This window comes from Maribacter sp. 1_2014MBL_MicDiv (genome assembly GCF_001865655.1).
In the GTDB taxonomy this organism is placed as follows: domain Bacteria; phylum Bacteroidota; class Bacteroidia; order Flavobacteriales; family Flavobacteriaceae; genus Maribacter; species Maribacter dokdonensis.
In genome coordinates, this window is the sequence record NZ_CP011318.1 from 3,156,219 (window position 1) to 3,179,962 (window position 23,744).

Sequence of the window (23,744 nt, forward strand, 5' to 3'; positions counted from 1 at the left end):
CTGTTATTGATTTGCTGTTAATTGGCAAATACGTACAATGACTTCCACAGCTTTTTGCATGCTTTCTACGGGTACGTACTCATATTTTCCATGGAAGTTATGTCCGCCAGCAAAAATGTTAGGGCATGGTAAGCCCATGTAGCTTAGTTGTGAACCATCTGTACCGCCCCTAATTGGTTTAATTATAGGTTTTATGCCTATATCTTCCATAGCTTTTTTTGCGGTTTCTACAATATGAAAAACAGGCTCTACCTTTTCTTTCATATTAAAATATTGATCCTTCAATTCTAGTTCAATACAATTATCATATTCATTGTTATACCTTTTAACAATATCGTGTACTAACTGCTTACGCTCATTAAATCGCTTTAGATCATGGTCTCTAATGATAAGCTCTACAGTTGCATGCTCAATTTCACCGTTTATATGATGTATATGGAAAAACCCATCTCTGCCGTCTGTTTCTTGTGGTATTTCATGTTTTGGAAATTCACTTATAATATAATTTGCAATGAGTAGGGCATTAACCATTTTTCCTTTTGCGTAGCCAGGGTGCACACTTTTGCCACTAACGGTAATTTTAGCACCAGCAGCATTAAAGTTTTCATACTCCAATTCGCCAATTTGGCTTCCATCCATCGTATAGGCCCATTCTGCACCAAATTTTTCAACATCGAATTTGTGTGCGCCTCTACCTATTTCTTCATCCGGAGTAAATCCTATTCTAATTGGACCATGTTTAATATCCGGATTGTTTATCAAATACTCCATTGCAGTTACTATTTCAGTAATACCTGCTTTATCATCTGCACCTAAAAGTGTAGTGCCATCTGTGGTAATAATGGTTTGCCCTATGTATTGTAAGAGATCATCAAAATATGATGAAGAGAGCACAATATCTTTTTCCTTATTTAAGATAATATCCTTTCCGTCATAATTTTCAATTACCTGTGGCTTTACATTGGTGCCAGAAAAGTCTGGTGATGTGTCAAAATGCGCAATAAAACCTATGGTAGGTACCTGGTGGTCTACATTAGATGGCAGGGTTGCCATAATATATGCATTGTCATCAATTGTGACATCGGTTAATCCTATTGCACGTAACTCATCAACTAATTTGTTTGCTAGATTCCATTGTTTTTTTGTGCTTGGTGTGGTATTAGATGAAGAATCGCTTTGCGTATCTATAGTGACATAGCTAATAAAACGGTCAATTATATGCTGCATTGTAAAAGGGTTTTATCAAAAATAAGCTTATAAATTGTAAATTGGTAAACGTTAGATTCTATAGTGGTAATCATGAAAAGATTTAGGTATATAATATGGTCCGTAATTATTTTGATAAGTGCCAGGGTATATTCACAGGCAGATTGCGTTTTAGGGGTTGGTGTTACCAATGATTCAATTATTTCTGAAATATTTCAGTTAAACGAAATGCAACATGAAAAACTGGTAAGTTTTAGTGCAGAATTAAAGTATAGAAACGATGTTTTGAATAATGAATTACAAAATGTTAAAGAGAGGCATCCACAAAGTAGCGAAACAGAATTAAGACAGCTTGCAGGTAAATATAAAAGTGTAATGGATAGCATGGGTAGGGTACAGGCTATGATAGATAAACGGATGTTGACATTGTTCAACTCCAAACAATATGAATTGTACCAATCTTTATGTAAACAGGCATACCGTTCACCTTATGTAGTTGTTCCAACGGTATATGCCGATAGCATTGTTGACAAAAACTGATAAACTATTACTTAACTTTCTCATTTACAGTTTGTATTTTTGCGGCTTCTAAAATATATACATGTACAGGCTTTTTATTAGACCTCTTTTGTTTCTGTTAGACCCAGAAAAAGTTCATTACCTTAGTTTTTCAAGCATTAAGTTTTTTTCTAAAATCGGCTTATCGGGCGTAATAAAATCCATGTTCGCGGTAGAGGACAATCGTTTGGAGCGTGAACTGTTTGGATTGAAATTTAAGAACCCAGTGGGGTTGGCGGCAGGTTTTGATAAAAATGCGGTGCTTTATAATGAATTATCGGATTTTGGATTTGGCTTTGTAGAAATTGGTACATTGACTCCTAAACCACAAGAAGGAAATCCTAAAAAAAGATTATTTCGATTAAAAGCGGATAAAGCAATTATCAACAGAATGGGATTTAATAACCATGGTGTTTTTGAAGCGGTCGAAAATTTAAAGAAAAACCATAAAGTTCTTATAGGTGGTAATATTGGTAAAAATAAGGTGACACCCAATAATGAGGCTATAAAGGATTATCTCATTTGTTTTGATGCCCTTTTTGACCATGTAGACTATTTCGTAGTTAACGTGAGCTCTCCCAATACACCTGGTTTACGAGAATTACAAGATAAAGAGCCATTAACGGCTTTGCTCAATGAATTGCAATTGGAGAACGCTAGGCAAAGTAAACGTAAAGATGTTGCACGTAAACCAATTCTATTAAAGATAGCGCCAGATTTAACCAATAGCCAATTGCTGGATATTATTGATATTGTGAGTGATACCAGTATTGATGGTGTTATTGCAACTAATACTACCATTTCTAGGGAAAATTTAAAATCTCATGCGTTAATAACGGAAGAAGCTGGCGGACTCAGTGGTGCGCCTTTGAAAGATAGAAGTACAGAGGTAATTCGTTTTCTTGCAGAAAAAAGCAACAAAGCATTCCCTATTATCGGTGTAGGTGGTATACATTCCGCAGATGACGCTATAGAAAAGTTAGATGCAGGTGCAGATTTAATTCAATTGTGGACTGGTTTTGTATATGAAGGGCCTGCTTTGGTGAAATCTATAAATGAGGCAATTTTAGAAAGGGTGTAATAAACTCTTGAAAAAAGAAAAGCCCTTGTACATTGTGTGCAAGGGCTTTTCTTTTTTAGCATTGGTTGTATGTTATTTTGCCCAATAATCAAGTACAAAGACATCATCTAAATATGGGGTCAGTATTGCTCCAAAAGCTTTATGGTCTGGGTGGGGCAAATAAATAGCACGATCTTCTTCACTTTTGAAGGTTAGGAAAAATGCATGCGTAAACCCTTTGTTTAATCCCTCTGGACTGTTGTTAAGTCCCCATTCGTAACCTTTGATCTGTTCAATTTTTGAAGGTAGGGCGCTAAAAGCATCTTCTACCTTTTTTATCTGTTCGGCGGTAGTGCCTTCTTTGAATTTGAAGAATACGGCATGTCTTAAAAGGCTGTCATTTTTAATCATGGTGTTGGTTATATTGTTTTCTTCGGTAACGGCATATGTATCAAATGCCAATGTAAAACAAACTAGTAATAGAAGTACTTTAATTTTCATAGTATTTTATTTTAAAACAAGTTATTAAAAATAGCTGTAAATAATGGTAATTTGTATTTTCATATCAACCAAGGCACTATTTTATTGAACTACGAAATTTTAATGGCCTTTTCTGTGGCTACTTTTTTTTTGGCTTTATCACCAGGACCGGATAATATATTTGTTTTAATACAGAGTATTAGTAATGGTAAAAAATTTGGCTTGGCAGTTGTTGCAGGTTTAATGACAGGCTGTTTGGTACATACTACGCTGTTGGCATTTGGGGTATCGGCAATTATTAAGAATAGCACCACTCTTTTTACATTAATTAAATTTTTTGGTGCGGCCTACTTAGTCTACTTGGCTATTATGGTCTATAGAGGCGGTGATGTTATTTCTATTGCCGGAGAAGAAAAAAAGAAAAGTAAACTATCATTATTCAAACAGGGTTTTATAATGAACGTTCTAAATCCAAAAGTGACCATTTTTTTTCTTGCTTTTTTTCCTGGTTTTCTCTTTTCGGATAGTTTAAATAACGTAATTCAGTTTTATACACTGGGTGTTCTTTTTATTTTGGTTTCATCTTTTGTGTTTGGCGCTATAGCCATTTTGGCTGGTCAAATATCTAGCTTCTTAACTAACAATAAGCGTACAGGGTTTGTTTTAAAATGGATTCAGATAATTGTTTTTATGGGTATTGCGATTTATTTAGTTTTAGGTTAGTTTTATTAAAATATTAATAGGATTTACTTATTTAGAGTTCGTATTTTTACATAATGTTTAATTCAAAGATCAAAATAGTAGAATGCCCTAGAGATGCTATGCAGGGTATTAAGAAGTTCATACCTACCGATGAAAAGGTGAGGTATTTACACTCTTTACTAGGTTGTGGTTTTGATACGTTGGATTTTGGGAGTTTTGTTTCGCCAAAGGCAATTCCGCAAATGGTGGACACTGCAGAGGTTCTGTCTAAATTGGATTTGTCTAAAACCAAATCTAAGTTGCTTTCCATAGTGGCAAATGTTCGTGGTGCGGAAGACGCTGTTACCCATTCTGAAGTTGATTATTTGGGCTTTCCTTTTTCTATCTCCGAGAATTTTCAAATGAGAAATACCCATAAGACCATTGCTCAATCTGTAGAAACGTTACAAGAGATATTTAATATTGCCGATGCGGCGAATAAGGAAGTGGTAACGTACATATCCATGGGTTTTGGTAACCCTTATGGTGATCCTTGGAATGTTGAAATAGTTGGTGAATGGACCGAAAGACTGGCGAAAATGGGAGCCAAAATATTATCGTTGTCAGATACCGTGGGGTCATCTGATCCAGAAACTATTTCTTATTTGTTTTCCAACTTAATCCCAAAATACCCAAATATTGAGTTTGGTGCGCACTTGCATACCACACCCTCAAAATGGCATGAAAAAGTTGCCGCGGCATATGAATCTGGCTGTAAGCGGTTTGATGGTGCTATCCAAGGTTTTGGTGGCTGTCCTATGGCCAAAGATGATTTAACCGGTAACATGCCTACGGAGAAAATGTTATCGTATTTTACCTCTCAAAAAGTTGTTACCGGCGTTAATGCCATGACTTTTGAAGCGGCATATAACAAAGCTACCGAGCTTTTTTCCCAATATCACTAATTACTTGTAGTATTTCTTCTGGCTACATTATTAAAAAGTTAAATTTATTTAGATTTAATATAGATAAGGTTGTGTAATGTTAAAACATGTTATAGTTTTGCGCATTATTTAAAATAAGTCTTAATAAAAGAGAAATGAAAAAGAACCTATTATTGTTATTGTCTATTGTTAGTTTATTACTTATTTCATGTAGTTCCGATGATGACGGATTAGAATTGTCAGAATGTGTTGATGTTGATTGTGACCCTATTGAATCTACAATAGATAATCCAGATTCTTATACATTTACAAGAGATAATGAAAGTACGGTTAGCTTTGGTGGTCAGACTACGAGATTAAAAATGGGTGACGAAATTTTGAGCGCATTTACAGATGTAACTTCAACTTCCGAGCAAATATTAAGTATGTATGCCCATGAAGAAGGCGCTAACGATTTTGAAGATGCAGATTTAAATGCATCTGATAAAAGTGTAAGAAGTAAAACAGCTGCCTCTGCAGATTTCTTTGCAACTAATGCTACCGATCAAGCTGTGATCAGAGCGGATTTTGATGGTTGGATCTCTGCTCAAGTAGATGAGGTATTCCCAAACTGGGAAATTGCAGCAGCAGCAGGTACGGCAGGGCAAATAGCAGACGGTTCTTCTACTAGATACATTAATGCTCAAGGGTTGGAATATAACCAAGCTTTTAATAAAGGTTTAATTGGAGCGCTTACCATAGATCAAGTAGTAAATAATTACTTAAGTACTGCCGTGTTGGATGAAGGTGATAACGTTGCTGATAATGATGCTAATGTAGTAGTTGAAGGTGAAGCTTATACCAATATGGAACATAAGTGGGATGAGGCTTACGGTTACGTGTATGGTTTAAATGCAGATGCCGCAAATCCTAATGATGATTTAGGTGCAGATAGCTTTTTAAATAAATATATTGGGAGAGTAGAAGGAGATGACGATTTTGCCGGCATTGCCGATGAAATTTTTCAAGCATTTAAATTAGGTAGAGCTGCAATTGTTGCTAAGCAATATGATGTTAGGGATGCACAAGCCGAAATAATTAGGGAGAAACTTTCTGAAGTTATTGGTATTAGAGCCGTTTACTATTTACAACAAGGTAAAAATAGTTTAGATCAAGAAACACCTGATTTTGGTGGGGCTTTTCATGATTTATCTGAAGGTTACGGTTTTGTATACAGTCTTCAGTTTACAAGAAAAACCAATTCTACTGAACCTTATTTTACAAAAGAAGAAGTTGATGCGTTTCTTGTAGATTTAATGGATGACGGAGAAAACGGACTTTGGGATGTGGAAGCAACTACATTGGATGCTATTTCTGCTGACATTGCGGCTAGGTTTAATTTTACGTTGGAGCAGGCTTCAGAATAATTTGGTTTAAAGTCGATAAAAAAAGCAATTCAATCTTATTTAGAATGAATTGCTTTTTTTATTTTTGCATTTAATTAGAATAAATAAAAATTATAGATGAAAAAGATTATTGGGATTCTTTGTGTTCTGGCCTTAATATGGGCATGTTCCAATGATAGTGAAACCGATGATAGCGTAATTGTTGATCCGGTAGAGGAGGTTTCTTTTGAGCGCAGTACCATGTTGGTCAATTGGGCAGATAATATTATTATCCCTTCATATCAAGCTTTTACTGCGGATATGGATGATTTATTGAATACGTTCAATACGTTTAAAGCAGATGTCAATGAAGTTAATTTAATTGCTTTGCGTGCATCATGGTTGAACGCATACAAATCTTGGCAACATGTAGAGATGTTTGAAATTGGTCCTGCCGAATCTGTAGGGTTTCAACTGAACATGAATATATATCCAACGGATAATGAGAAGATTGATGGATTTATTGTCAATGGAAGTTATGACCTGTCCTTATCCTCTAACAGAAGCGCTAAAGGATTTCCTGCTTTAGATTACTTATTGAACGGCTTGGGTGATACCGATGCGGATATACTTGCTTTCTATAATGAAAACAATAAAGAGGCTTACCTACAATATACCGAAGATGTTTTGATGGATATGCAGTCTTTGACAGAAACTGTGGTATCTGATTGGACAAATGGTTACAGGGATACATTTGTTGCTAATGACGGAGCATCATCTACGGCATCTGTTGATCGTATGGTAAACGACTATATTTTTTATTATGAAAAGTATTTAAGAGCTGGTAAAATGGGAATTCCTTTAGGGGTTTTTTCCGGAAGTACCTTACCTAGAAATGTTGAGGCATATTATGAAGCTACTATTTCTAACGATTTGTTTTTAGAAGGTTTATCTGCTGTTCAAGATTTTTTTAACGGTAATCATTTTAATTCAAGTACTCAAGGTGAAAGTTTGGCATCTTATCTGGATGCATTGAATACCTTAAAAAATGGAGAGGATTTGTCTACTTTGATCAATGATCAATTTAATACGGCAAAAAATATGGTGCTTGATCTTTCTGCGTTTAGAGCTGAAATTGAGAACAGCAATCCGCCAACCTCCATGTTATTGGCTTATGATGAAGTACAAAAGGCCGTACCTATGTTAAAGGTAGATATGGTTTCAGCAATGAGTATTAGTATTGATTTTGTTGATGCCGATGGTGATTAATGGAATCATTAATAGCTAAATATATAAAAGCTCCTATAGAGACCGCCCCTTTGGCGGTCTTTCGTATTTTATTTGGTCTGATGATGCTTTTTAGTATTGTTAGGTTTTGGAGTTATGGCTGGATCGATAAACTTTATATTAAACCACAGTTCTTCTTTTCTTATTACGGGTTTGAATGGGTAAAACCATTAGGTGTTTATACCTACCTTATATTTGTGATTTGTGGCTTATCGGCAGTTTTGGTAGCTCTTGGTTATCGCTATAAATTAAGTATTATCATTTTCTTTTTGAGCTTTACGTATATAGAGCTAATGGATAAAACAACATACTTAAACCATTATTACTTTATTAGTATTCTGAGCTTCTTAATGATATTTTTGCCAGCTAACGCAAACTATTCTCTAGATGCTTATTTAAATCCCAAAAAGTGCTTTCAATATGTTCCCAGTTGGACAGTCAATAGTATTAAGTTGCTTTTAGGTATTGTTTATTTCTACGCCGGACTGGCGAAATTAAATTCGGATTGGTTGTTAAACGCTATGCCCTTAAAAATCTGGTTGCCCGCCAAGTTCGATACCCCTTTTATAGGAAGTTTTTTAGGAGAAGAATGGGTGCAATTTCTATTTAGCTGGTCTGGCGCAATTTACGATCTATCTATCCCTTTTTTACTGCTATATAAGAAAACAAGACCATATGCATTTGTAATGGTGGTCATTTTTCACGTACTAACTAGGGTCTTGTTCCCTATTGGTATGTTCCCATATGTTATGATCGTTTCTGCTTTAATATTTTTTGAAGCAAAAGTCCTTCTTAAGATATTGAGGCTTTTATCTAAAGTATTCAAAATAAACGGTGCTAGATTCAATAATCAAACAGTTTTTAATGAACGGTCATCATTTAAGCTTAGGTTGAAGCATATGGTAGTTGTTCTATTTTTTATGCTTCAACTGGCCATACCTTTTAGGTATCTATTTTATCCGGGAGAATTATTTTGGACAGAAGAAGGCTACCGTTTTTCATGGCGTGTTATGCTTATGGAAAAATCTGGCTACGCCCAATTTAAAATTGTGGACCAAGAATCTGGTCGATGGTTTTATGTGGATAACACTGATTTTATTACTCCGTTTCAAGAAAAACAAATGGCATTTCAGCCAGATTTTATATTGGAATACGCGCATTTTCTAAAAAACCATTTTGAGGAAGATGCCCATAAGAATGTGCAGGTATTCGTAAATTGCCAAGTTAGTCTCAATGGGAGGTTAAGTACAGAGTTTATTGATCCTACCATAGATTTGGCAAATCAAAAAGAGTCTTTTTTACATAAGCATTGGATAACACCATTTAAAGATGAAATTAAAGGAATTTAGTTATTTACTTTTATTATTAGTATCATTTCCAATATTTGGTCAACTCACTATTTCTGGTCAAGTTACAGATGTAGAAGGGAATCCTGTTCCAGATGCCGAAATGTATATCAAAGAATTAGAACGCTTGGAAATCACCAATAATGAAGGTGCGTTTTTAATAGAGAACTTAACGGCAGGAACCTATACTATTGTAGTTTTTGCTTACGAGTTTGAAATTATAGAACAAGATGTAACTATCAATGGCAATATCGAATTCAACCCTGTCATGAATCCTTTGAAGGTTCAGAACTTATCAGAGGTGGTAATAACCCAAAAACGCCAAGAAATTTTTGCCCTAAAACAGTTGAAGAAAGTAGATGGTACTGCCATATACGCCGGTAAAAAAAATGAGGTTGTTTTATTAGACGGTATTACGGGTAATTTGGCGGCTAATAATCCCAGACAAATTTATAGTCAAGTCGTAGGTTTAAATATATACGATAATGGAGATGCAGGGTTACAACTGAATATTGGTGGTAGAGGTCTTGATCCCAATAGAACGGCAAATTTTAATACAAGACAGAACGGCTATGATATTAGTGCAGATGTTTTAGGCTACCCAGAAAGTTATTATACACCACCGGCAGAAGCTTTAGAAGAAATTCAAGTGGTTAGGGGGGCAGCTTCTTTACAGTATGGAACGCAATTTGGAGGCTTGGTAAATTTTAAATTTAAGCAGCCAAATTCCAGTAAGAAAATAGAGTGGACCAGTAGACAGACTTTGGGGTCTTACAATCTAAAAACATCGTTTAATAGCTTAAGTGGTACAGTTGGTAAGTTCAGTTATTACACCTATTTCAATTATAAGGAGGGAAATAGTTTTAGACCAAATTCAGATTATAATAGTAGAAATTATTTTGCGCATGTGGGCTATCAATTTTCGGACAAAACCAAGGTAACTGTAGAAACCACTTTTTTAAATTATTTAGCCAAACAACCTGGCGGTCTTACAGATGCTCAATTTATTGAGGATCCTACGTTTAGTAATAGGGAAAGAAACTGGTTTGATGTAGATTGGAAATTATTTTCAGTTCGTCTAGATCATAAATTCTCTTCAAAAACGGATTTTAGTTTAAATGTTTTTGGATTGGATGCTTCTAGAAGTGCACTTGGTTTTCGAACTAACAGAGTATCACAACCAGATGACCCTGAGGAGCCAAGGGAATTATTGATAGATAATTTTCAAAACTGGGGTGCAGAGGCAAGATTATTAACAAGATATAAGTTAGGTGATACTGAATCTGCATTATTGATCGGGTCAAAAATCTATAGGACAGACAATGATCAAAGGCAAGGTCCGGGGACATCGGCGGCGAATGCAGATTTTAACTTTGCAGATGATGAGTTTCCCAATTATGAAAGACAATCTCAATTTAATTTTCCCAATTCTAATTTGGCTTTTTTTGGAGAAAATATCTTTAATATAAGTTCTAAATTAACTTTAACACCTGGTTTTAGGTTAGAACATATTAAAACGGAAAGTATTGGTAGTTATAAGAATATTGTACTTGATTTGGCTGGTAATCCACTCTTAAATGAGGAAGTGGAAGATAACAGGGAATTTGATAGAACTTTCTTGTTATTAGGATTGGGTGCTACTTATAAATTGAATTCAAGTGTTGAGTTCTACGGCAATTTTTCTCAAAACTATAGGTCGGTAACATTTAGCGATATCAGGGTGGTCAACCCTTCTTTTCAAGTAGATGAAAATATCTCTGATGAAGATGGCTTTACGGCAGATATAGGTTTTCGCGGTAGACATAAAAATGTATTGTCTTATGACGTAAGTGCGTTCAGCTTGTTGTATGATAATAGATTAGGTGAGATTTTAAAAAGTGAAACACAAACCAATGCCTTGGGAGAAGAAGTAGAAACGGGTAGCATAGTTAGGTTCAGGGGTAATATTGGTACCGCTTTTATATATGGTTTGGAAAGTTTTGCCAATTGGAGCGTAAAAGAAACTTTCTTTTCGGCTAGTGATAAGTTAAAACTGAATTATTTCATGAATTTGGCGTTGACCAATTCTGAGTATTTGTCTTCGGAAGAAACCAATGTAGAAGGTAACAAAGTGGAATTTATACCAGATGTAAATTTAAAGACCGGTCTTAATTTTGGCTATGGTAATATATTGGGTAGTTTACAATATACCTATTTGTCAAGTCAGTTTACAGATGCTACCAATGCTTTGCAAGATGTTAACGACAATCAACGTGGTATAGAAGGGGAAATTCCGGCGTATGATATTTTAGATTTTTCTCTATCATATGTCTATAAAAATTGGAAGTTGGAAACCGGTATAAATAATGTTTTGGACAATAGATATTTTACCAGAAGGGCAACTGGATATCCGGGTCCGGGTATCATACCTTCAGAGCCTAGAACCTTTTATGCAACCTTACAATTTAAGCTATAATTCAATTAATGATTGACATAAGGCATCCATTTTTTATCGGACTAAAAGAGGGTCTAAATATGAAGTGATTGTTAAGGTATTGTGTAAAATAGATATCCCAACTTTATTCACTATATTTGCACGCAATTAAATCCTTAATTGCTATGCAAGCCCACCAAAACAAAATTCTAGGAGAAGGTCTAACATACGATGACGTATTATTAGTACCTGCTTATTCTGAAGTGCTTCCAAGAGAAGTAAGTATTCAGACAAAATTTACTCGAAACATTACGATCAATGTACCTATCATCTCTGCTGCGATGGATACGGTTACCGAATCTAGAATGGCAATTGCCATGGCCCAAGAAGGTGGTATTGGTGTTTTGCACAAGAATATGACTATTGAGCAACAAGCCATGAAGGTAAGAAAGGTTAAGAGAGCTGAGAGCGGTATGATCTTGGATCCTGTTACCTTGCCATTAGATTCTACGGTGAAAGATGCCAAGGCAAGTATGAAAGAGTTCAGCATAGGTGGTATTCCCATTGTGGATGCAGATGGAAAACTTTTGGGTATTGTTACCAATAGAGATTTACGTTTCGAAAAAAATAACGACAGACCAATTTCTGAGGTTATGACTTCAAAGAATTTGGTTACCGCAGATGAGGGTACCTCTTTATCCGAAGCGGAAGATATTTTGCAACAACATAAAATTGAAAAGTTACCCGTAGTATCAAAAGATAATACCCTGTTAGGGTTAATTACTTTTAGGGATATTACAAAGTTGACTCAAAAACCAATCGCCAATAAAGATCAATATGGGCGTTTACGTGTAGCTGCGGCATTAGGAGTTACTGGCGATGCTGTTGATAGGGCAGAAGCTTTGGTAAATGCAGGTGTAGATGCGGTCATTATAGATACGGCACACGGTCATACCAAGGGGGTGGTTGAAGTATTGAAAGCGGTAAAGAAGAAGTTTCCAAATTTAGATGTCATTGTAGGTAATATAGCAACAGGTGAGGCTGCCAAGTATTTGGTTGAAGCTGGTGCAGATGCCGTAAAGGTAGGTATAGGACCAGGTTCTATTTGTACTACTAGGGTAGTTGCAGGTGTTGGTTTTCCTCAATTTTCTGCGGTATTAGAAGTATCTGCCGCTATTAAAGGTTCTGGAGTTCCGGTCATTGCTGACGGTGGTATTCGTTATACAGGTGATATTCCAAAGGCTATTGCTGCCGGTGCGGATACGGTGATGCTAGGATCGCTTTTAGCAGGTACCAAAGAATCCCCGGGTGAAACCATTATCTATGAAGGTAGAAAGTTCAAGTCTTACCGTGGTATGGGTTCTGTTGAAGCTATGAAACAAGGTAGTAAAGATCGATACTTTCAGGATGTGGAAGATGATATCAAAAAATTGGTACCGGAAGGTATTGTAGGGCGTGTACCTTATAAAGGAGAGCTTTATGAAAGTATACATCAATTTGTTGGCGGATTACGTGCGGGTATGGGGTACTGTGGAGCAAAAGACATAGCAACATTACAAGACACGGGTAGATTCGTAAAAATTACGGCTAGTGGTATTAATGAAAGCCACCCACATGATGTAACCATTACTAAAGAGAGTCCTAATTATAGTAGATAGGGATTTTCAAGAAATAAAAGCAAAAAAAAAGAGGTCATATAGACCTCTTTTTTTGCTTGAATTCTCAGCGTTGAAATTTCTAATTCTTTTCTAGAAGTTGAACTCTTCTTAAATCATCTGAGGCTTGCAGCACTTTTGATTTTAAGGAAGGTTTTAACTTTGGATTGGCATCTAAATAGGCTTGTAAAATTTCATATGCCTCTAAAGAAGTGTAATTGCCAATGGTACTGCTTAGCCATCTCTTCGGAAAGAAAATATCGCCGGTTTTTTGAATTTCATCCAATAGATCAAGGCTGGTCCTTAAATATTGTAAAGATTCCTTTTGATGTAAAGGATGGTTTAAGTTGTTCATGGCATCTGTAACCCACGATTCTTTTGCTCTATTTTTTTCTTGTTTAAGCGATTCGAAAAATTCCTTTTTCGTTTCGTAATTATTCGAGATAGAAGGAAGTAGAAACTTAAATCTATTAAGTTTGTCGGTGTTGGTTATTGCTTCTTCTGCTGTTTTAAGGATTTGCTCATTTTTTGGATGATTGTATAAAGCTAGGTCCATAGCTAATTCAGTATAATCATCATCATTGAGCTTTAAATTTTTGATGGTTAGTTCTTTACTCCATATTTTGAATAAATTTTCTAAAGATGTATTGGCGTAACCCATGGATACATAGGTTGAATACAGTGTTTTTTTAATACTGGCAGGTAATTCTTCATGTAATTTTGACCATATATCATCAGTAATTTTATCTTGGTAAAAAGCACGTTGTTCTTCTGTAACATATTTCCAAAAAACAGAAGTTGTATATCTGGAAATAAGATTAATGAGCAACTCATTTTTTTCGGTGTTCAGTCCTTTTGAAAATAGTTGTATAGCTGCACTTGGATTAATTGTGCCATTCAGCATATTTTCATAAACATTAATATAGGAATAGCCACGGGCAACTTGATCATCTAATGTAGGTATAAGGTCAAGATCTTTCTCTTGCAGTGGAAAAACACCATACCCTTCGGCATTTGAGTTGTAGACAATCGAAATTGGCTTGGGTAAGCCAATCGCTTCCTTTATTTGATATGTGGCATCGGTCATTTGTACGCTAAGGGTTTTAGAGCTGTCAGGATATATAAATAATATATCAAAAGCTTGTGACCATACATGTTCAGAACTGTCTTCTGCTGTTTGTGATAGAGTGAATGAGGTTATTTTGTCATTATCATCGTAGGTAATTTCATCGTTGAATATTGGTCTACTGGAATTATTTACCCAAATAGAACTCCAAGCTATAATATCTGTTGACGATTTTTTATCAAGAATTTCAATTAGTTCGCCCCATTCGGCATTTTTAAAAGCAAAGGTTTCTATATACTCCTGTATTCCTTCTTTAAAAGCTTCTTTGCCTAATACGGTTTCTAATTGGCGCATCATTATAGGTGCTTTATTATAGATGATGCTTCCGTACATAGAGCCGGCGTTATTAAGATTATCTAATTTTTGCCGAATAGGATTTGTACCTAAAGTTCTATCCTCGCCATATGCATTTGGGTAATGGGTAATCATAAAAGCTAACTGATGGTCTATATTTGGAAAAGCGGGGTTCATTATTTTATCTGCCATGAAATTTGCAAACACCTCTTTCATCCATACATCATTAAACCAGTTCATTGTGACTAAATCTCCAAACCACATGTGAGATGTCTCATGGGCGATCAATTTGGCTCTGCTCAATTTTTTATTGGCTGTAGCACCTTCATCCAAGAATAATGAACTTTCTCTATATTGTATAGCTCCTACATGCTCCATACCTCCATATTGAAATCCTGGAATTGCCGCGTAATCCATTTTTTGAAAAGGAAAAGGGTATGAGGTGTAATCCTCTAAAAAGGATAATGACTGCTGATGTAAATCAAAAATGGAATCTAGACTGTATTGAATTTTAGTGGTATCGGTTTCTCTATACAACATGGTCATTTCCATATTGCCAGGTTTCTTGCTCACCGATTTAAATTTACCTGCTACGAACGAAAATAAATACGTGCTCATTTGATCTGATGTATCAAAGTTATGCTCAATATAATCACCCTTTGAGGTGCTATTGATTTCTTTTGTGCCACATAGAACCTGCCAATCTTTTGGCGCGGTTATATTTAAGGTATATCTAGCTTTAATATTGGGTTGATCAAAACATGGAAATAATGTTCTTGCGCGATCTGGAACTAGAAGGGTGTATAGATAATCTTCGTTTCTATTTAATGAAAGTTCACCTGCTATAAACGCAATGGTAACCGTGTTTTTACCAGTAATTAAATGCTCTTTGGGTAGTATAATGTGCTCCTGTTCGTGAAGAATTGTGGCATTTTTGCCGTTTATAGAAATCGATATTATTTTTGAGGTTTCTTCCTTGAAGTCTAAAATTACCGGCTCTTGAAGTTGTTCTACGTTAAAATTTAATTCAAGTTGAGAAGGTATGGGCTCTTTTAGCTCAGCAGGAATGTTAAAACTTAAATTGTAATGAACATCTGAGATTTGAGAGGACCTATACATTGCCATCTCCTCAGATACACCAGCTTTTAGAGTGGTTGTGGAATGTTGTTCATTTTTACATGAACAGAATATAGATAGTGCAAGACCTAGGTAAATAAGGGTTCTCATGAAATAGCGTTATATATTGTTGTGAAAATACTTTAATGGAAAATGCTTTCCAATTTTTGAACAACTTATAACGCTAATTGAGAGTTATTTTATTGAAAAATAGATTAAATACGTGTACTGTTTACACTAAAAGTAATATTACTTTCCGGCTTGGCCGGCGTATGCTTTCCAATCCGTTTCTTTATAAATGTCATCACCAAAATAACGAGCTATTTCCATAAATGGCTCAGGCTTCTGGTATCCTGGTACTGGTGAAAGCATATTCAATTCTTCATCCAAGAAAATAGTTGTTGGATAACTAAGACGACCCTGCATTAATGCAGCGGCAAACTCATGATATCCTTTTCTTCCAGATGGTACAAATTTGTACGTCTTACCTTTATACTCAATAGGTTCTTTTCCTTCCCCATCGAATTTTACCATATAGTAGTTTTCCTGCATGTACGCAGCAACTTCTGGGTTTTGAAAGGTGTCTTTGTCCATTTTTTTACACCACCCACACCAATCTGTATACACATCAATGAATACTTTCTTTGGGTTTTCTTCCGTAGCGGTCAGCTGGGCTGCTACATCCCAAGAAATCCATTTAACATCTTGTGCATTACTAATGGTTACAACTAAGACAAGGGCTAAGAACAAAAATGATTTCATAGTATATAAAAAAGACGCTTTCATATTTTTTTATTGGATTAGTCCAACTATTATACCAAAGCTAACGTATTTATAATTGCTTTATTTCACTTTTGCCGTTTCTTTAACAGCGAACAAATCTTTTACATCTACTTGGTTTCTAATTAAATCATCAAAATTCTCCCTTTCTCGTATTAGAATTGCTTTGCCCTTGTGCCAAAGAACTTCTGGTGGTCTAAATCTAGAGTTATAGTTACTTGCCATAGTAAAGCAATATGCACCTGCATTTTTAAAGCATAGAATATCACCTTCAGTAATTTCATTTATTCTTTTGTTGCTGGCAAAAGTATCTGTCTCACAAATATATCCTACGACAGAATAGTAGCGTTCCCTTCCCTTGGGGTTAGATATGTTTTTAATAGTATGTGTTGCACCATAAAGCATTGGTCTGATCAAGTGATTGAAACCGGAATCTATGCTTGCAAATACTGTTGAGGTGGTTTGTTTAACCACGTTTACTTTAGCAAGGAAAACACCTGCTTCACTCACCAAAAACTTGCCAGGTTCAAAAGCAAGGGTTAAATCTTTACCGTATTCTTTACAGAATTCATTAAAGCGTTTGCTTAATTTTTTACCAAGTTCTTCAACATTGGTTTCAATATCTCCTTCTTTATAAGGTACTTTAAATCCGCTACCGAAATCAATGAAATCTAAATTTTTGAAATTTCGTGCGGTTTCAAATAGAATTTCAGAAGCATATAAAAATACGTCAATATCTAAAATGTCACTACCGGTATGCATGTGAATACCGTTAATGTTCATTTTCGTTAATTCTACTATTCGAAGTAAATGCGGAATCTGATGGATGCTGATACCGAACTTTGAATCTATGTGCCCAACTGAAATATTGGAATTACCACCTGCCATAACATGTGGGTTAATTCTAATGCAAACAGGAATATTTGGATGTTTGCTACCAAACTGTTCTAAAATTGAAAGGTTGTCAATGTTTATTCTAACACCTAGTTTTGCTGCCTCTTCTATCTCTTCTAGAGAAACTCCATTTGGGGTAAATATGATGGATTCTGGTTTAAAACCAGCTAATAATCCTAGTTGTACTTCTTGTATAGATACAGTATCTAAGCCACTACCAAGACTGTTCATTAATCTTAATATAGTAATGTTAGATAGTGCTTTGGCGGCATAATTAAGCTTCAGTTTCTTTACTGAACCAAATGCCTTGGTCAATCTATTGAATTGTGAAACTATTTTTTCCGAGTCATAAACATACACCGGATCACCATAGGTTTTTGCAATCTGCAATAAATCCTCATTTCTCATACTATCTGTTTTTATGCGAATTTACTTTTCTAGATGTATAAGTACAAAAATAATAACATAAAAACATTAAAAATAACAAATTGTGATATTTACAACATTATATTGGCGTTATATCTTTTGGAGCAACGTAAAGACCTTTGTACTTTTAGCCATATGAAACTACCATTATTACCATTACAGTCCATTTTTTTTCCGGGAGAAACCGTTCCGCTACATATTTTTGAAGATCGCTATAAGCAATTGATCAATGATTGTAGAGATGAGGCTATTACATTTGGTATCCCCGTTTTTATTAATAACAAGATGGAATATGGCGTTGAAGTGCAGTTGGTTGAAGTTGTAAATACCTATGAAAGTGGTGAAATGGACGTGGTTTGTGTGGCTAGGCAAGTGTTTAGGTTATTGGCATTTGATAATATTATGGATGATAAACTTTACGCTGGTGGTATTGTTAAGCTTATAGAATACGATTACGTTGCCACAGATGAAAAAAAGCAGACCATTATAAATGGTATAAAGCAGTTATATGAAATTATGGAAGTACCTTATACACCTATTAATGTGCAAGAATTCAATAGCTTTACATTGGCGCATAAAATAGGATTGTCATTTGATCAGGAGTATCAATTACTGCAAATACCCACTGAAAATGATCGGCTAAATTTCATAGGCCTGCATTTAACATCTACCATTACGGTATTGTCAGAAGTTGAAAGAACAAGAAAAATAATAGAACTAAATGGTCATTTTAAGAATTTTGATCCTTTAGATTTTAAGGATATAGAGATGTAGTTGTCAATTTATACTGGGTTTTAATCACATTTTAAATAAATTATGAGCTTAAAGCCTCATTTATATAAGTAACCTTTCAATTAATCTCAACTATTTTTAGATTATTACCTACTGTTTCCTATTTTTGCTTAACAATTAAAATTCACCATATATATGAACCTTCACGAATATCAAGGAAAAGAGATATTAGCAAGTTTTGGGGTGCGCATCCAAAGAGGAATAGTTGCCCATAATGCAAAAGAGGCTGTTGAGGCTGCAAAGCAATTGACTGCTGAAACCGGAACTGGATGGCACGTTATTAAAGCACAAGTACACGCAGGTGGTCGTGGTAAAGGTGGTGGTGTAAAATTAGCCAAAAACCTTAAAGAGGTAGAAGAGATAGCAAACCAGATCATTGGTATGAACTTGATTACTCCGCAAACTTCTGCAGAAGGTAAAAAAGTACATCAAGTATTGGTTGCTGAAGATGTTTATTACCCAGGCGAGAGTGAAACTAGCGAGTTCTATATGTCAGTTTTATTAAATAGAGCTACTGGTAAGAATATGATCATGTATTCTACCGAAGGGGGTATGGATATTGAAGAGGTTGCAGAAAGTACTCCACATTTAATATTTACAGAGGAAATTGATCCAGCAACGGGTCTTTTAGGATTTCAAGCAAGAAAAATTGCTTTTAACCTAGGTTTGTCCGGTACTGCTTTCAAGGAAATGACAAAATTTGTTGCTTCTTTATATAAGGCATATGTTGAAAGTGATTCTAGCATGTTCGAGATCAATCCAGTATTAAAGACATCGGATGATTTGATCATGGCTGTTGATGCTAAAGTTTCTATTGATGATAACGCTCTATACCGTAGAAAGCAATATGCGGAAATGCGCGATCTTAGAGAAGAGAATCCTATTGAAGTAGAAGCAAGAGAAGTAGGACTAAACTATGTTGACCTTGACGGTAATGTTGGTTGTATGGTAAACGGTGCAGGTCTTGCGATGGCTACAATGGATTTGATTAAAATGGCAGGTGGAGAGCCGGCTAACTTTTTAGATGTTGGTGGTACGGCTGATGCTAAAAGAGTGGAAGAAGCTTTTAGAATTATTTTAAAAGATCCTAATGTAAAAGCAATTCTTATCAACATATTCGGTGGTATCGTTCGTTGTGATCGTGTAGCTCAAGGTGTTGTAGATGCATACAAGAATATGGGTGATGCCATGCAAGTGCCAATTATTGTAAGATTACAAGGTACAAATGCTGAATTGGCAAAAGAAATTATTGATAATTCAGGGTTGGCGGTAGAATCTGCTGTACAATTCCAAGAAGCTGCAGATAAGGTAAAAGCTGTATTGGCTTAAAGTAACTTATTTATAAGTTTTAAAAGACCATTCATTTTGAATGGTCTTTTTTTGTTTCAAGTTTTGTAGATGAACTACTGCTTTTATACTTATTGTCTTTACAGTTTTAATTTATTGTAATGAATAAAGGACTAAATCTGTAGTTTAGGTTATTGGAATGAAATAATAGTTAAGACTCTAATTACTTGTTTTTTCATTGGTTTGAATTTCTAATTTTGGGGTGTAATTGTGAAATTAGTATTAAAGAGATGTTAAAAGTGGGTTTAATTGTAACATTATCATTTTATCATCGTCTTTTTAGTAATTCATCATCAATCAATTATTAATCAAGCTTCAGGAAATCTGAAGTAAAAAACAAAAAGTCATGAGAAAATTAAGTTTAGTAGTCGTAGCTGCAATGCTACTTGCAACAGGTAATGTATTAGCTAATGATGTAGTAAATGAAAACCCTACAAAAAAATTATCTGTACAGATTTCAGAAATGCTATCGGAAAACGATTTTTCTGTTGAGCATGACGATTTAACAGCCCAGGTTCGATTTACATTGAATGCAGACGGGGAAATCGTTGTGTTATCTGTACAAACAGAATTTGACAATATGGAAGGTTTTGTCAAAGCTAGATTAAACTATCAAAAAGTTAATTTGGCAAATGTAGAGGAAGGTAAAGTATACACTATTCCTGTGCGTATTCAGGCATAACCTTTAGGGGTATTGCTTTAAAAAGATCTTGATATACAGAGGTGTATCAAGATCTTTTTTTGTTTTTATATTTTACATTGCTAATTGCGGTATCTACCTTTTTCATTTGCTTGGATTTGAAATCCCTTTTCTCGATATTCTTTGAAGCGGGTTTTGATGTTGCGGTCGCCATACCTAGTAAAACCTCACCAGGAATCTTAGGGTTATCTTTAGTGCCACGTAAATGAATAACCAATCCATTTAAAAAATTACGTAATACTTGATCACCACACTCCATGTAATTAGGGTGATCTTCTTTTCTAAAGAAAGCACCTAATTCGCTTTTAGAAATTTTAAAGTCTACTAGTTGTAAAATTTCAACAATATCGTCATCTCTGAATTTTAAGGCAACTCTTAGTTTTTTAAAAATATCATTATTTGTCATACTGCAAATTTAAGGACTGCAAGTTATCATAAAATTGTGACCTGATATATACTTATGTTGTTATTCGTATGATAGTGGGTGGAAAAGTGTCAATTGAACAGCCAACAAAGTTGGTGCCTTTGTTTAAATTATCAGGTTTATTTATAAAGTTATATGGTATATGAGTGAGGCTTATACTTTTACTCTAAAATTTGAGTTATAGTATTAATATATAATTTATTAAGTATTCGTATGCCTACTGAGAAAGAGAAGCTTAGTATATTGTCAGAAATGATTTCATTCGCTAAAGTGAACAATGAAATTAAGGAATCTGAATATGATTTCTTGTTTTCGGTAGCGCAGCAATTGAATGTTACTAAGAAAACGTTTGACAAGCTCTTTACTACGAATGTGGAGCATGTTATACCCAAATCTCAATCAGATAGGCTTCTGCAGTTTCATAGGTTGGTATTATTAATGAATGTTGATGATAAGCAAGATGATGAAGAGGTGAACAAGATTTATGATATTGGTTTGAAAATGGGATTGCCGCCAGGGGCAATTCAACAAGTTTTGACCATAATGCATAAGTATCCTAATAAGGTTGTGCCACCTGAGATTTTGATTGCTATTTTTAAATCACACTACAATTAGGACCAAGAAAAGTAATCTGCTTCTAATTGTTCAAGATCTCTCTTGTTCATAATGTTAGTTATGGCGTCTTGTCTTAATTGATTAATTTCTGCCTCAATTATTTTCAATTGATCAGAATGTACTACATGTAGTTTTAACGTTTTTAGTTTATGCATTAATTTTCGCATGACCGTAATATCATGTTTGCAGTACTGACGATAAGTAGCCATTACATTAAATAGTATTTCTGAAAATTCTGGACAGTTCAAACTTACCAAATTAACACCGTTTTTGTCCGTTAGAAATTCATGGTCTTTTTTTAGCAACAAATCAATAAATAATGAGGAAAGGTAGTCTATGGTATTCAAAGCGGTGCCAGGATCATTAATACCTGGTGACATGGCTTTAATACCTATTTCTGAAATTTGTCTAAAACCATAAATGAAATTTTCACCAATAAGTTCTGTATGGCTGAACAGTAAAGTTTTTTCAATATTTTTCTTTAGTTCGTCTTCAACCGGTTTTTCTGTTAAGAAACCTACAGTTCCATCTATTATAAACTGCCCTTTATGTAGTGAAATCATTGCTTTTAAGTTATTCTCTTGGCAAAGCTCTATTAGGTCATCTTTAAGTATTCCGTAAAAGTATCCTCTCTGGGTAATTTTATGTTTTTCCCAATGATCGGTGCTTGGAAAATCTTGATTTTTATCTTCTTGATTTTCTATAATGATCGCTAACTCTTTTTTAGTTCTAGAATGAATTGCAGTTAGTATGTTTCCTACTTGTATGGCTTGGGAAATATGGTGAATAAAATAAATGAAGGCGGCTAAACACAGAACTGTTAGTATAATGCCGATAAGTACAGAGAACCCTGGTGTTTGGTATTCATTTTCGGTGGGTTCAATGGAAATCAAAATAAAAATGTTGTACAGAATGGTGCCAATATAAAGTCCAAGCACTACTTGATGTTTTTGATCAGAGATTATACCTGGTAGCACTCTTGGCGAGAAATTGCTTGAAGCTTGATTGAGCAGTACCATTACCATGGAAAAACTAAAAACGGTTAGAGATATTAAACCGCCAATTAAAGTACTTAAAATCGTTTTTGCGGTATCTGTGTCATCAATAACCAAAAAGGGAGCAACATCAATTAGAAAAGAAGAAATATTAATGGATTCCAAATAAATCAACAGAAATGCCAAAGCAAGACCGCCTAAGGCTATTAAAGAAGGGTAGAAGGCAATTTTAGAGCGTATTTGTTTAAAAATATTCAGAAGTCTGTCCATGGTCAAAAATATGTCATAAAGCTAGTTTAAACGGTATTTAAAACTGGACTGATTTGAAGAAATTACAGACTCCTTTACTTCAAAAATGTCAAAATGTCATTATTAATATTGTTAAATAAGACAAAATGACAGTATTTTGCTGTTGGTATGTATTTTGTCTATTACTAAGAGAATTTAAAAATCAATTAATTTAAAAAAATATAGTTATGAGTTTAGTAAAAAGAAATGACGTTTTGTTCCCAGCTTTTATGAATGAAATATTTAAGCCAGATTGGTTTGGAGGAATAGAGAATAATAGAAATTCTGTACCTGCCGTAAATATCAAGGAGAACGAGAAGGAGTATTATTTGGAGCTTTTTGTACCCGGTAGAAGTAAAGAAGATTTTACCATTGAAATTGATGAAGCTGTATTGACCATTTCATCTGAAATTAAAAAAGAGAATGAAGAGGTGAATGATAATTATACTAGAAAAGAATTTAGTATTTCATCTTTCAAAAAATCGTTTACATTACCAGATACAATTGCAACCGATAAGATCGATGCAAATTACGAAGGGGGAATTTTAAAATTCAATCTTCCTAAAAAAGAAGAGGCTTTACCAAAGCCAAAAAGAATGATTGAATTAAAATAGTTTTTTAGGTTAGTTTGAGTTGTTTAGTTAAGTGCTTTGAGAAATTAAAGCACTTTTTTTATACGCTCTATTCATAAAATTATTTAAAATTTTGGGCTACAAATTCAGTGATTGATGTGTTGGAGTTTTCATTTTTTGTAACATACAGATTATCTCATATGAGGTTTTTTGAACATCAAATTTACCTTCTCTTTTTAAATTGTAAATGTTGTTTCCAACATCTTAATATTTTTTAAAATTTTATGTTCATAGGGTAGGCGGTTAGCTTGAATGTTAAACTGTATTTTTAAGAAGTGGTTTTCAGAATTAGGAACATATTTAATGTCGAATCTTTAGTTT

21 protein-coding genes are annotated in these 23,744 nt (G+C 34.6%); 14 read left to right on the top strand and 7 right to left on the bottom strand.

The features are described 5' to 3' along the window. Positions 1-3: 3 nt before the first annotated feature. Positions 4-1,227, bottom strand: a complete 1,224-nt coding sequence (gene pepT / locus YQ22_RS13340) for a peptidase T (RefSeq protein ID WP_071341579.1) — start codon at positions 1,225-1,227, stop codon at positions 4-6. A 72-nt stretch (positions 1,228-1,299) separates the two neighbouring features. Between pepT and YQ22_RS13345 the strand changes: the two genes are divergently transcribed. Then, positions 1,300-1,746, top strand: coding sequence for a hypothetical protein (locus YQ22_RS13345; protein ID WP_071341580.1), 447 nt, complete (start codon positions 1,300-1,302; stop codon positions 1,744-1,746). A 61-nt stretch (positions 1,747-1,807) separates the two neighbouring features. Continuing rightward, positions 1,808-2,845, top strand: coding sequence for a quinone-dependent dihydroorotate dehydrogenase (locus tag YQ22_RS13350; RefSeq protein ID WP_071341581.1), 1,038 nt, complete (start codon positions 1,808-1,810; stop codon positions 2,843-2,845). Between the two features lie 72 nt (positions 2,846-2,917). Here the strand turns inward: YQ22_RS13350 and YQ22_RS13355 are convergent, their stop codons facing one another. Next, positions 2,918-3,235, bottom strand: a complete 318-nt coding sequence (locus YQ22_RS13355) for a Dabb family protein (RefSeq protein ID WP_416576254.1) — start codon at positions 3,233-3,235, stop codon at positions 2,918-2,920. Positions 3,236-3,409: 174 nt separating this feature from the next. On the opposite strand from YQ22_RS13355, the gene YQ22_RS13360 reads away from it, so the two are divergent. The 7 genes from YQ22_RS13360 to guaB all read left to right on the top strand — a co-directional run bounded on the left by YQ22_RS13360 (position 3,410) and on the right by guaB (position 12,997). Continuing rightward, entirely contained in the window at positions 3,410-4,027 is a 618-nt protein-coding gene (locus YQ22_RS13360) for a LysE family translocator (protein WP_071341583.1), read from the top strand. Positions 4,028-4,080: 53 nt separating this feature from the next. Then, positions 4,081-4,950: a hydroxymethylglutaryl-CoA lyase gene (locus YQ22_RS13365; RefSeq protein WP_071341584.1), complete on the top strand. Its 870-nt coding sequence runs from the start codon at positions 4,081-4,083 to the stop codon at positions 4,948-4,950. A gap of 134 nt (positions 4,951-5,084) precedes the next feature. After that, on the top strand, positions 5,085-6,335 hold the full coding sequence (locus tag YQ22_RS13370; RefSeq protein WP_071341585.1) for a DUF4856 domain-containing protein: 1,251 nt from the start codon (positions 5,085-5,087) through the stop codon (positions 6,333-6,335). 96 nt (positions 6,336-6,431) lie between these two features. After that, positions 6,432-7,562: an imelysin family protein gene (locus YQ22_RS13375; protein WP_071341586.1), complete on the top strand. Its 1,131-nt coding sequence runs from the start codon at positions 6,432-6,434 to the stop codon at positions 7,560-7,562. Continuing rightward, positions 7,562-8,929, top strand: a complete 1,368-nt coding sequence (locus YQ22_RS13380) for an HTTM domain-containing protein (protein WP_071341587.1) — start codon at positions 7,562-7,564, stop codon at positions 8,927-8,929. The genes YQ22_RS13375 and YQ22_RS13380 overlap by 1 nt, the downstream gene beginning before the upstream one ends. Further along, positions 8,910-11,381 carry a TonB-dependent receptor domain-containing protein gene (locus tag YQ22_RS13385; protein WP_071341588.1) on the top strand — a complete coding sequence of 824 codons (2,472 nt, stop codon included), beginning with the start codon at positions 8,910-8,912 and terminating at the stop codon, positions 11,379-11,381. The genes YQ22_RS13380 and YQ22_RS13385 overlap by 20 nt, the downstream gene beginning before the upstream one ends. Positions 11,382-11,524: 143 nt before the next feature. Beyond that, complete coding sequence (guaB, locus tag YQ22_RS13390; RefSeq protein WP_071341589.1) at positions 11,525-12,997, top strand: IMP dehydrogenase; 1,473 nt, start codon at positions 11,525-11,527, stop codon at positions 12,995-12,997. 79 nt (positions 12,998-13,076) lie between these two features. Here the strand turns inward: guaB and YQ22_RS13395 are convergent, their stop codons facing one another. The 3 genes from YQ22_RS13395 to lysA form a co-directional block, all read right to left on the bottom strand. Continuing rightward, positions 13,077-15,641 (bottom strand): M1 family metallopeptidase, encoded by a 2,565-nt coding sequence (locus tag YQ22_RS13395; RefSeq protein ID WP_071341590.1) that lies wholly within the window; start codon positions 15,639-15,641, stop codon positions 13,077-13,079. Between the two features lie 138 nt (positions 15,642-15,779). Continuing rightward, positions 15,780-16,292, bottom strand: coding sequence for a thioredoxin family protein (locus YQ22_RS13400; RefSeq protein WP_071342597.1), 513 nt, complete (start codon positions 16,290-16,292; stop codon positions 15,780-15,782). Between the two features lie 81 nt (positions 16,293-16,373). Beyond that, a complete protein-coding gene (lysA, locus tag YQ22_RS13405; protein WP_058103540.1) occupies positions 16,374-17,612 on the bottom strand; it encodes a diaminopimelate decarboxylase in 1,239 nt (412 codons plus the stop codon). Positions 17,613-17,765: 153 nt separating this feature from the next. On the opposite strand from lysA, the gene YQ22_RS13410 reads away from it, so the two are divergent. The 3 genes from YQ22_RS13410 to YQ22_RS13420 all read left to right on the top strand — a co-directional run bounded on the left by YQ22_RS13410 (position 17,766) and on the right by YQ22_RS13420 (position 20,451). Then, positions 17,766-18,404 (top strand): LON peptidase substrate-binding domain-containing protein, encoded by a 639-nt coding sequence (locus tag YQ22_RS13410; RefSeq protein WP_058104291.1) that lies wholly within the window; start codon positions 17,766-17,768, stop codon positions 18,402-18,404. Between the two features lie 153 nt (positions 18,405-18,557). Further along, a complete protein-coding gene (gene sucC, locus YQ22_RS13415; RefSeq protein WP_071341591.1) occupies positions 18,558-19,751 on the top strand; it encodes an ADP-forming succinate--CoA ligase subunit beta in 1,194 nt (397 codons plus the stop codon). Between the two features lie 364 nt (positions 19,752-20,115). Continuing rightward, complete coding sequence (locus YQ22_RS13420) at positions 20,116-20,451, top strand: hypothetical protein (RefSeq protein ID WP_058103538.1); 336 nt, start codon at positions 20,116-20,118, stop codon at positions 20,449-20,451. Between the two features lie 46 nt (positions 20,452-20,497). On the opposite strand, the gene YQ22_RS13425 is transcribed toward YQ22_RS13420, so the two are convergent. After that, a complete protein-coding gene (locus YQ22_RS13425) occupies positions 20,498-20,875 on the bottom strand; it encodes a DUF1456 family protein (protein WP_071341592.1) in 378 nt (125 codons plus the stop codon). Positions 20,876-21,106: 231 nt separating this feature from the next. Here YQ22_RS13425 and YQ22_RS13430 point away from each other — a divergent pair, with 231 nt between their 5' ends. Continuing rightward, entirely contained in the window at positions 21,107-21,508 is a 402-nt protein-coding gene (locus YQ22_RS13430; RefSeq protein WP_071341593.1) for a hypothetical protein, read from the top strand. On the opposite strand, the gene YQ22_RS13435 is transcribed toward YQ22_RS13430, so the two are convergent. Beyond that, entirely contained in the window at positions 21,505-22,773 is a 1,269-nt protein-coding gene (locus tag YQ22_RS13435) for a DUF2254 domain-containing protein (RefSeq protein WP_071341594.1), read from the bottom strand. The genes YQ22_RS13430 and YQ22_RS13435 overlap by 4 nt on opposite strands. A 206-nt stretch (positions 22,774-22,979) precedes the next feature. Between YQ22_RS13435 and YQ22_RS13440 the strand changes: the two genes are divergently transcribed. Beyond that, the gene (locus YQ22_RS13440; protein WP_071341595.1) at positions 22,980-23,405 is read left to right on the top strand and encodes an Hsp20/alpha crystallin family protein; all 426 of its coding nucleotides are present in this window, start codon (positions 22,980-22,982) and stop codon (positions 23,403-23,405) included. Positions 23,406-23,744: the final 339 nt, after the last annotated feature.

Bases quoted from the DNA above. Each gene is read 5' to 3' on its own strand.
- YQ22_RS13435 (WP_071341594.1), bottom strand. From the start codon at position 22,773: ATGGACAGACTTCTGAATATTTTTAAACAAATACGCTCTAAAATTGCC.
- guaB (WP_071341589.1), top strand. From the start codon at position 11,525: ATGCAAGCCCACCAAAACAAAATTCTAGGAGAAGGTCTAACATACGAT.
- YQ22_RS13430 (WP_071341593.1), top strand. From the start codon at position 21,107: ATGCCTACTGAGAAAGAGAAGCTTAGTATATTGTCAGAAATGATTTCA.
- lysA (WP_058103540.1), bottom strand. From the start codon at position 17,612: ATGAGAAATGAGGATTTATTGCAGATTGCAAAAACCTATGGTGATCCG.
- pepT (WP_071341579.1), bottom strand. From the start codon at position 1,227: ATGCAGCATATAATTGACCGTTTTATTAGCTATGTCACTATAGATACG.
- YQ22_RS13370 (WP_071341585.1), top strand. From the start codon at position 5,085: ATGAAAAAGAACCTATTATTGTTATTGTCTATTGTTAGTTTATTACTT.
- YQ22_RS13355 (WP_416576254.1), bottom strand. From the start codon at position 3,235: ATGATTAAAAATGACAGCCTTTTAAGACATGCCGTATTCTTCAAATTC.
- YQ22_RS13400 (WP_071342597.1), bottom strand. From the start codon at position 16,292: ATGAAATCATTTTTGTTCTTAGCCCTTGTCTTAGTTGTAACCATTAGT.
- YQ22_RS13420 (WP_058103538.1), top strand. From the start codon at position 20,116: ATGAGAAAATTAAGTTTAGTAGTCGTAGCTGCAATGCTACTTGCAACA.
- YQ22_RS13350 (WP_071341581.1), top strand. From the start codon at position 1,808: ATGTACAGGCTTTTTATTAGACCTCTTTTGTTTCTGTTAGACCCAGAA.
- YQ22_RS13375 (WP_071341586.1), top strand. From the start codon at position 6,432: ATGAAAAAGATTATTGGGATTCTTTGTGTTCTGGCCTTAATATGGGCA.
- YQ22_RS13410 (WP_058104291.1), top strand. From the start codon at position 17,766: ATGAAACTACCATTATTACCATTACAGTCCATTTTTTTTCCGGGAGAA.
- YQ22_RS13440 (WP_071341595.1), top strand. From the start codon at position 22,980: ATGAGTTTAGTAAAAAGAAATGACGTTTTGTTCCCAGCTTTTATGAAT.
- YQ22_RS13425 (WP_071341592.1), bottom strand. From the start codon at position 20,875: ATGACAAATAATGATATTTTTAAAAAACTAAGAGTTGCCTTAAAATTC.
- YQ22_RS13365 (WP_071341584.1), top strand. From the start codon at position 4,081: ATGTTTAATTCAAAGATCAAAATAGTAGAATGCCCTAGAGATGCTATG.
- sucC (WP_071341591.1), top strand. From the start codon at position 18,558: ATGAACCTTCACGAATATCAAGGAAAAGAGATATTAGCAAGTTTTGGG.
- YQ22_RS13385 (WP_071341588.1), top strand. From the start codon at position 8,910: ATGAAATTAAAGGAATTTAGTTATTTACTTTTATTATTAGTATCATTT.
- YQ22_RS13395 (WP_071341590.1), bottom strand. From the start codon at position 15,641: ATGAGAACCCTTATTTACCTAGGTCTTGCACTATCTATATTCTGTTCA.
- YQ22_RS13380 (WP_071341587.1), top strand. From the start codon at position 7,562: ATGGAATCATTAATAGCTAAATATATAAAAGCTCCTATAGAGACCGCC.
- YQ22_RS13345 (WP_071341580.1), top strand. From the start codon at position 1,300: ATGAAAAGATTTAGGTATATAATATGGTCCGTAATTATTTTGATAAGT.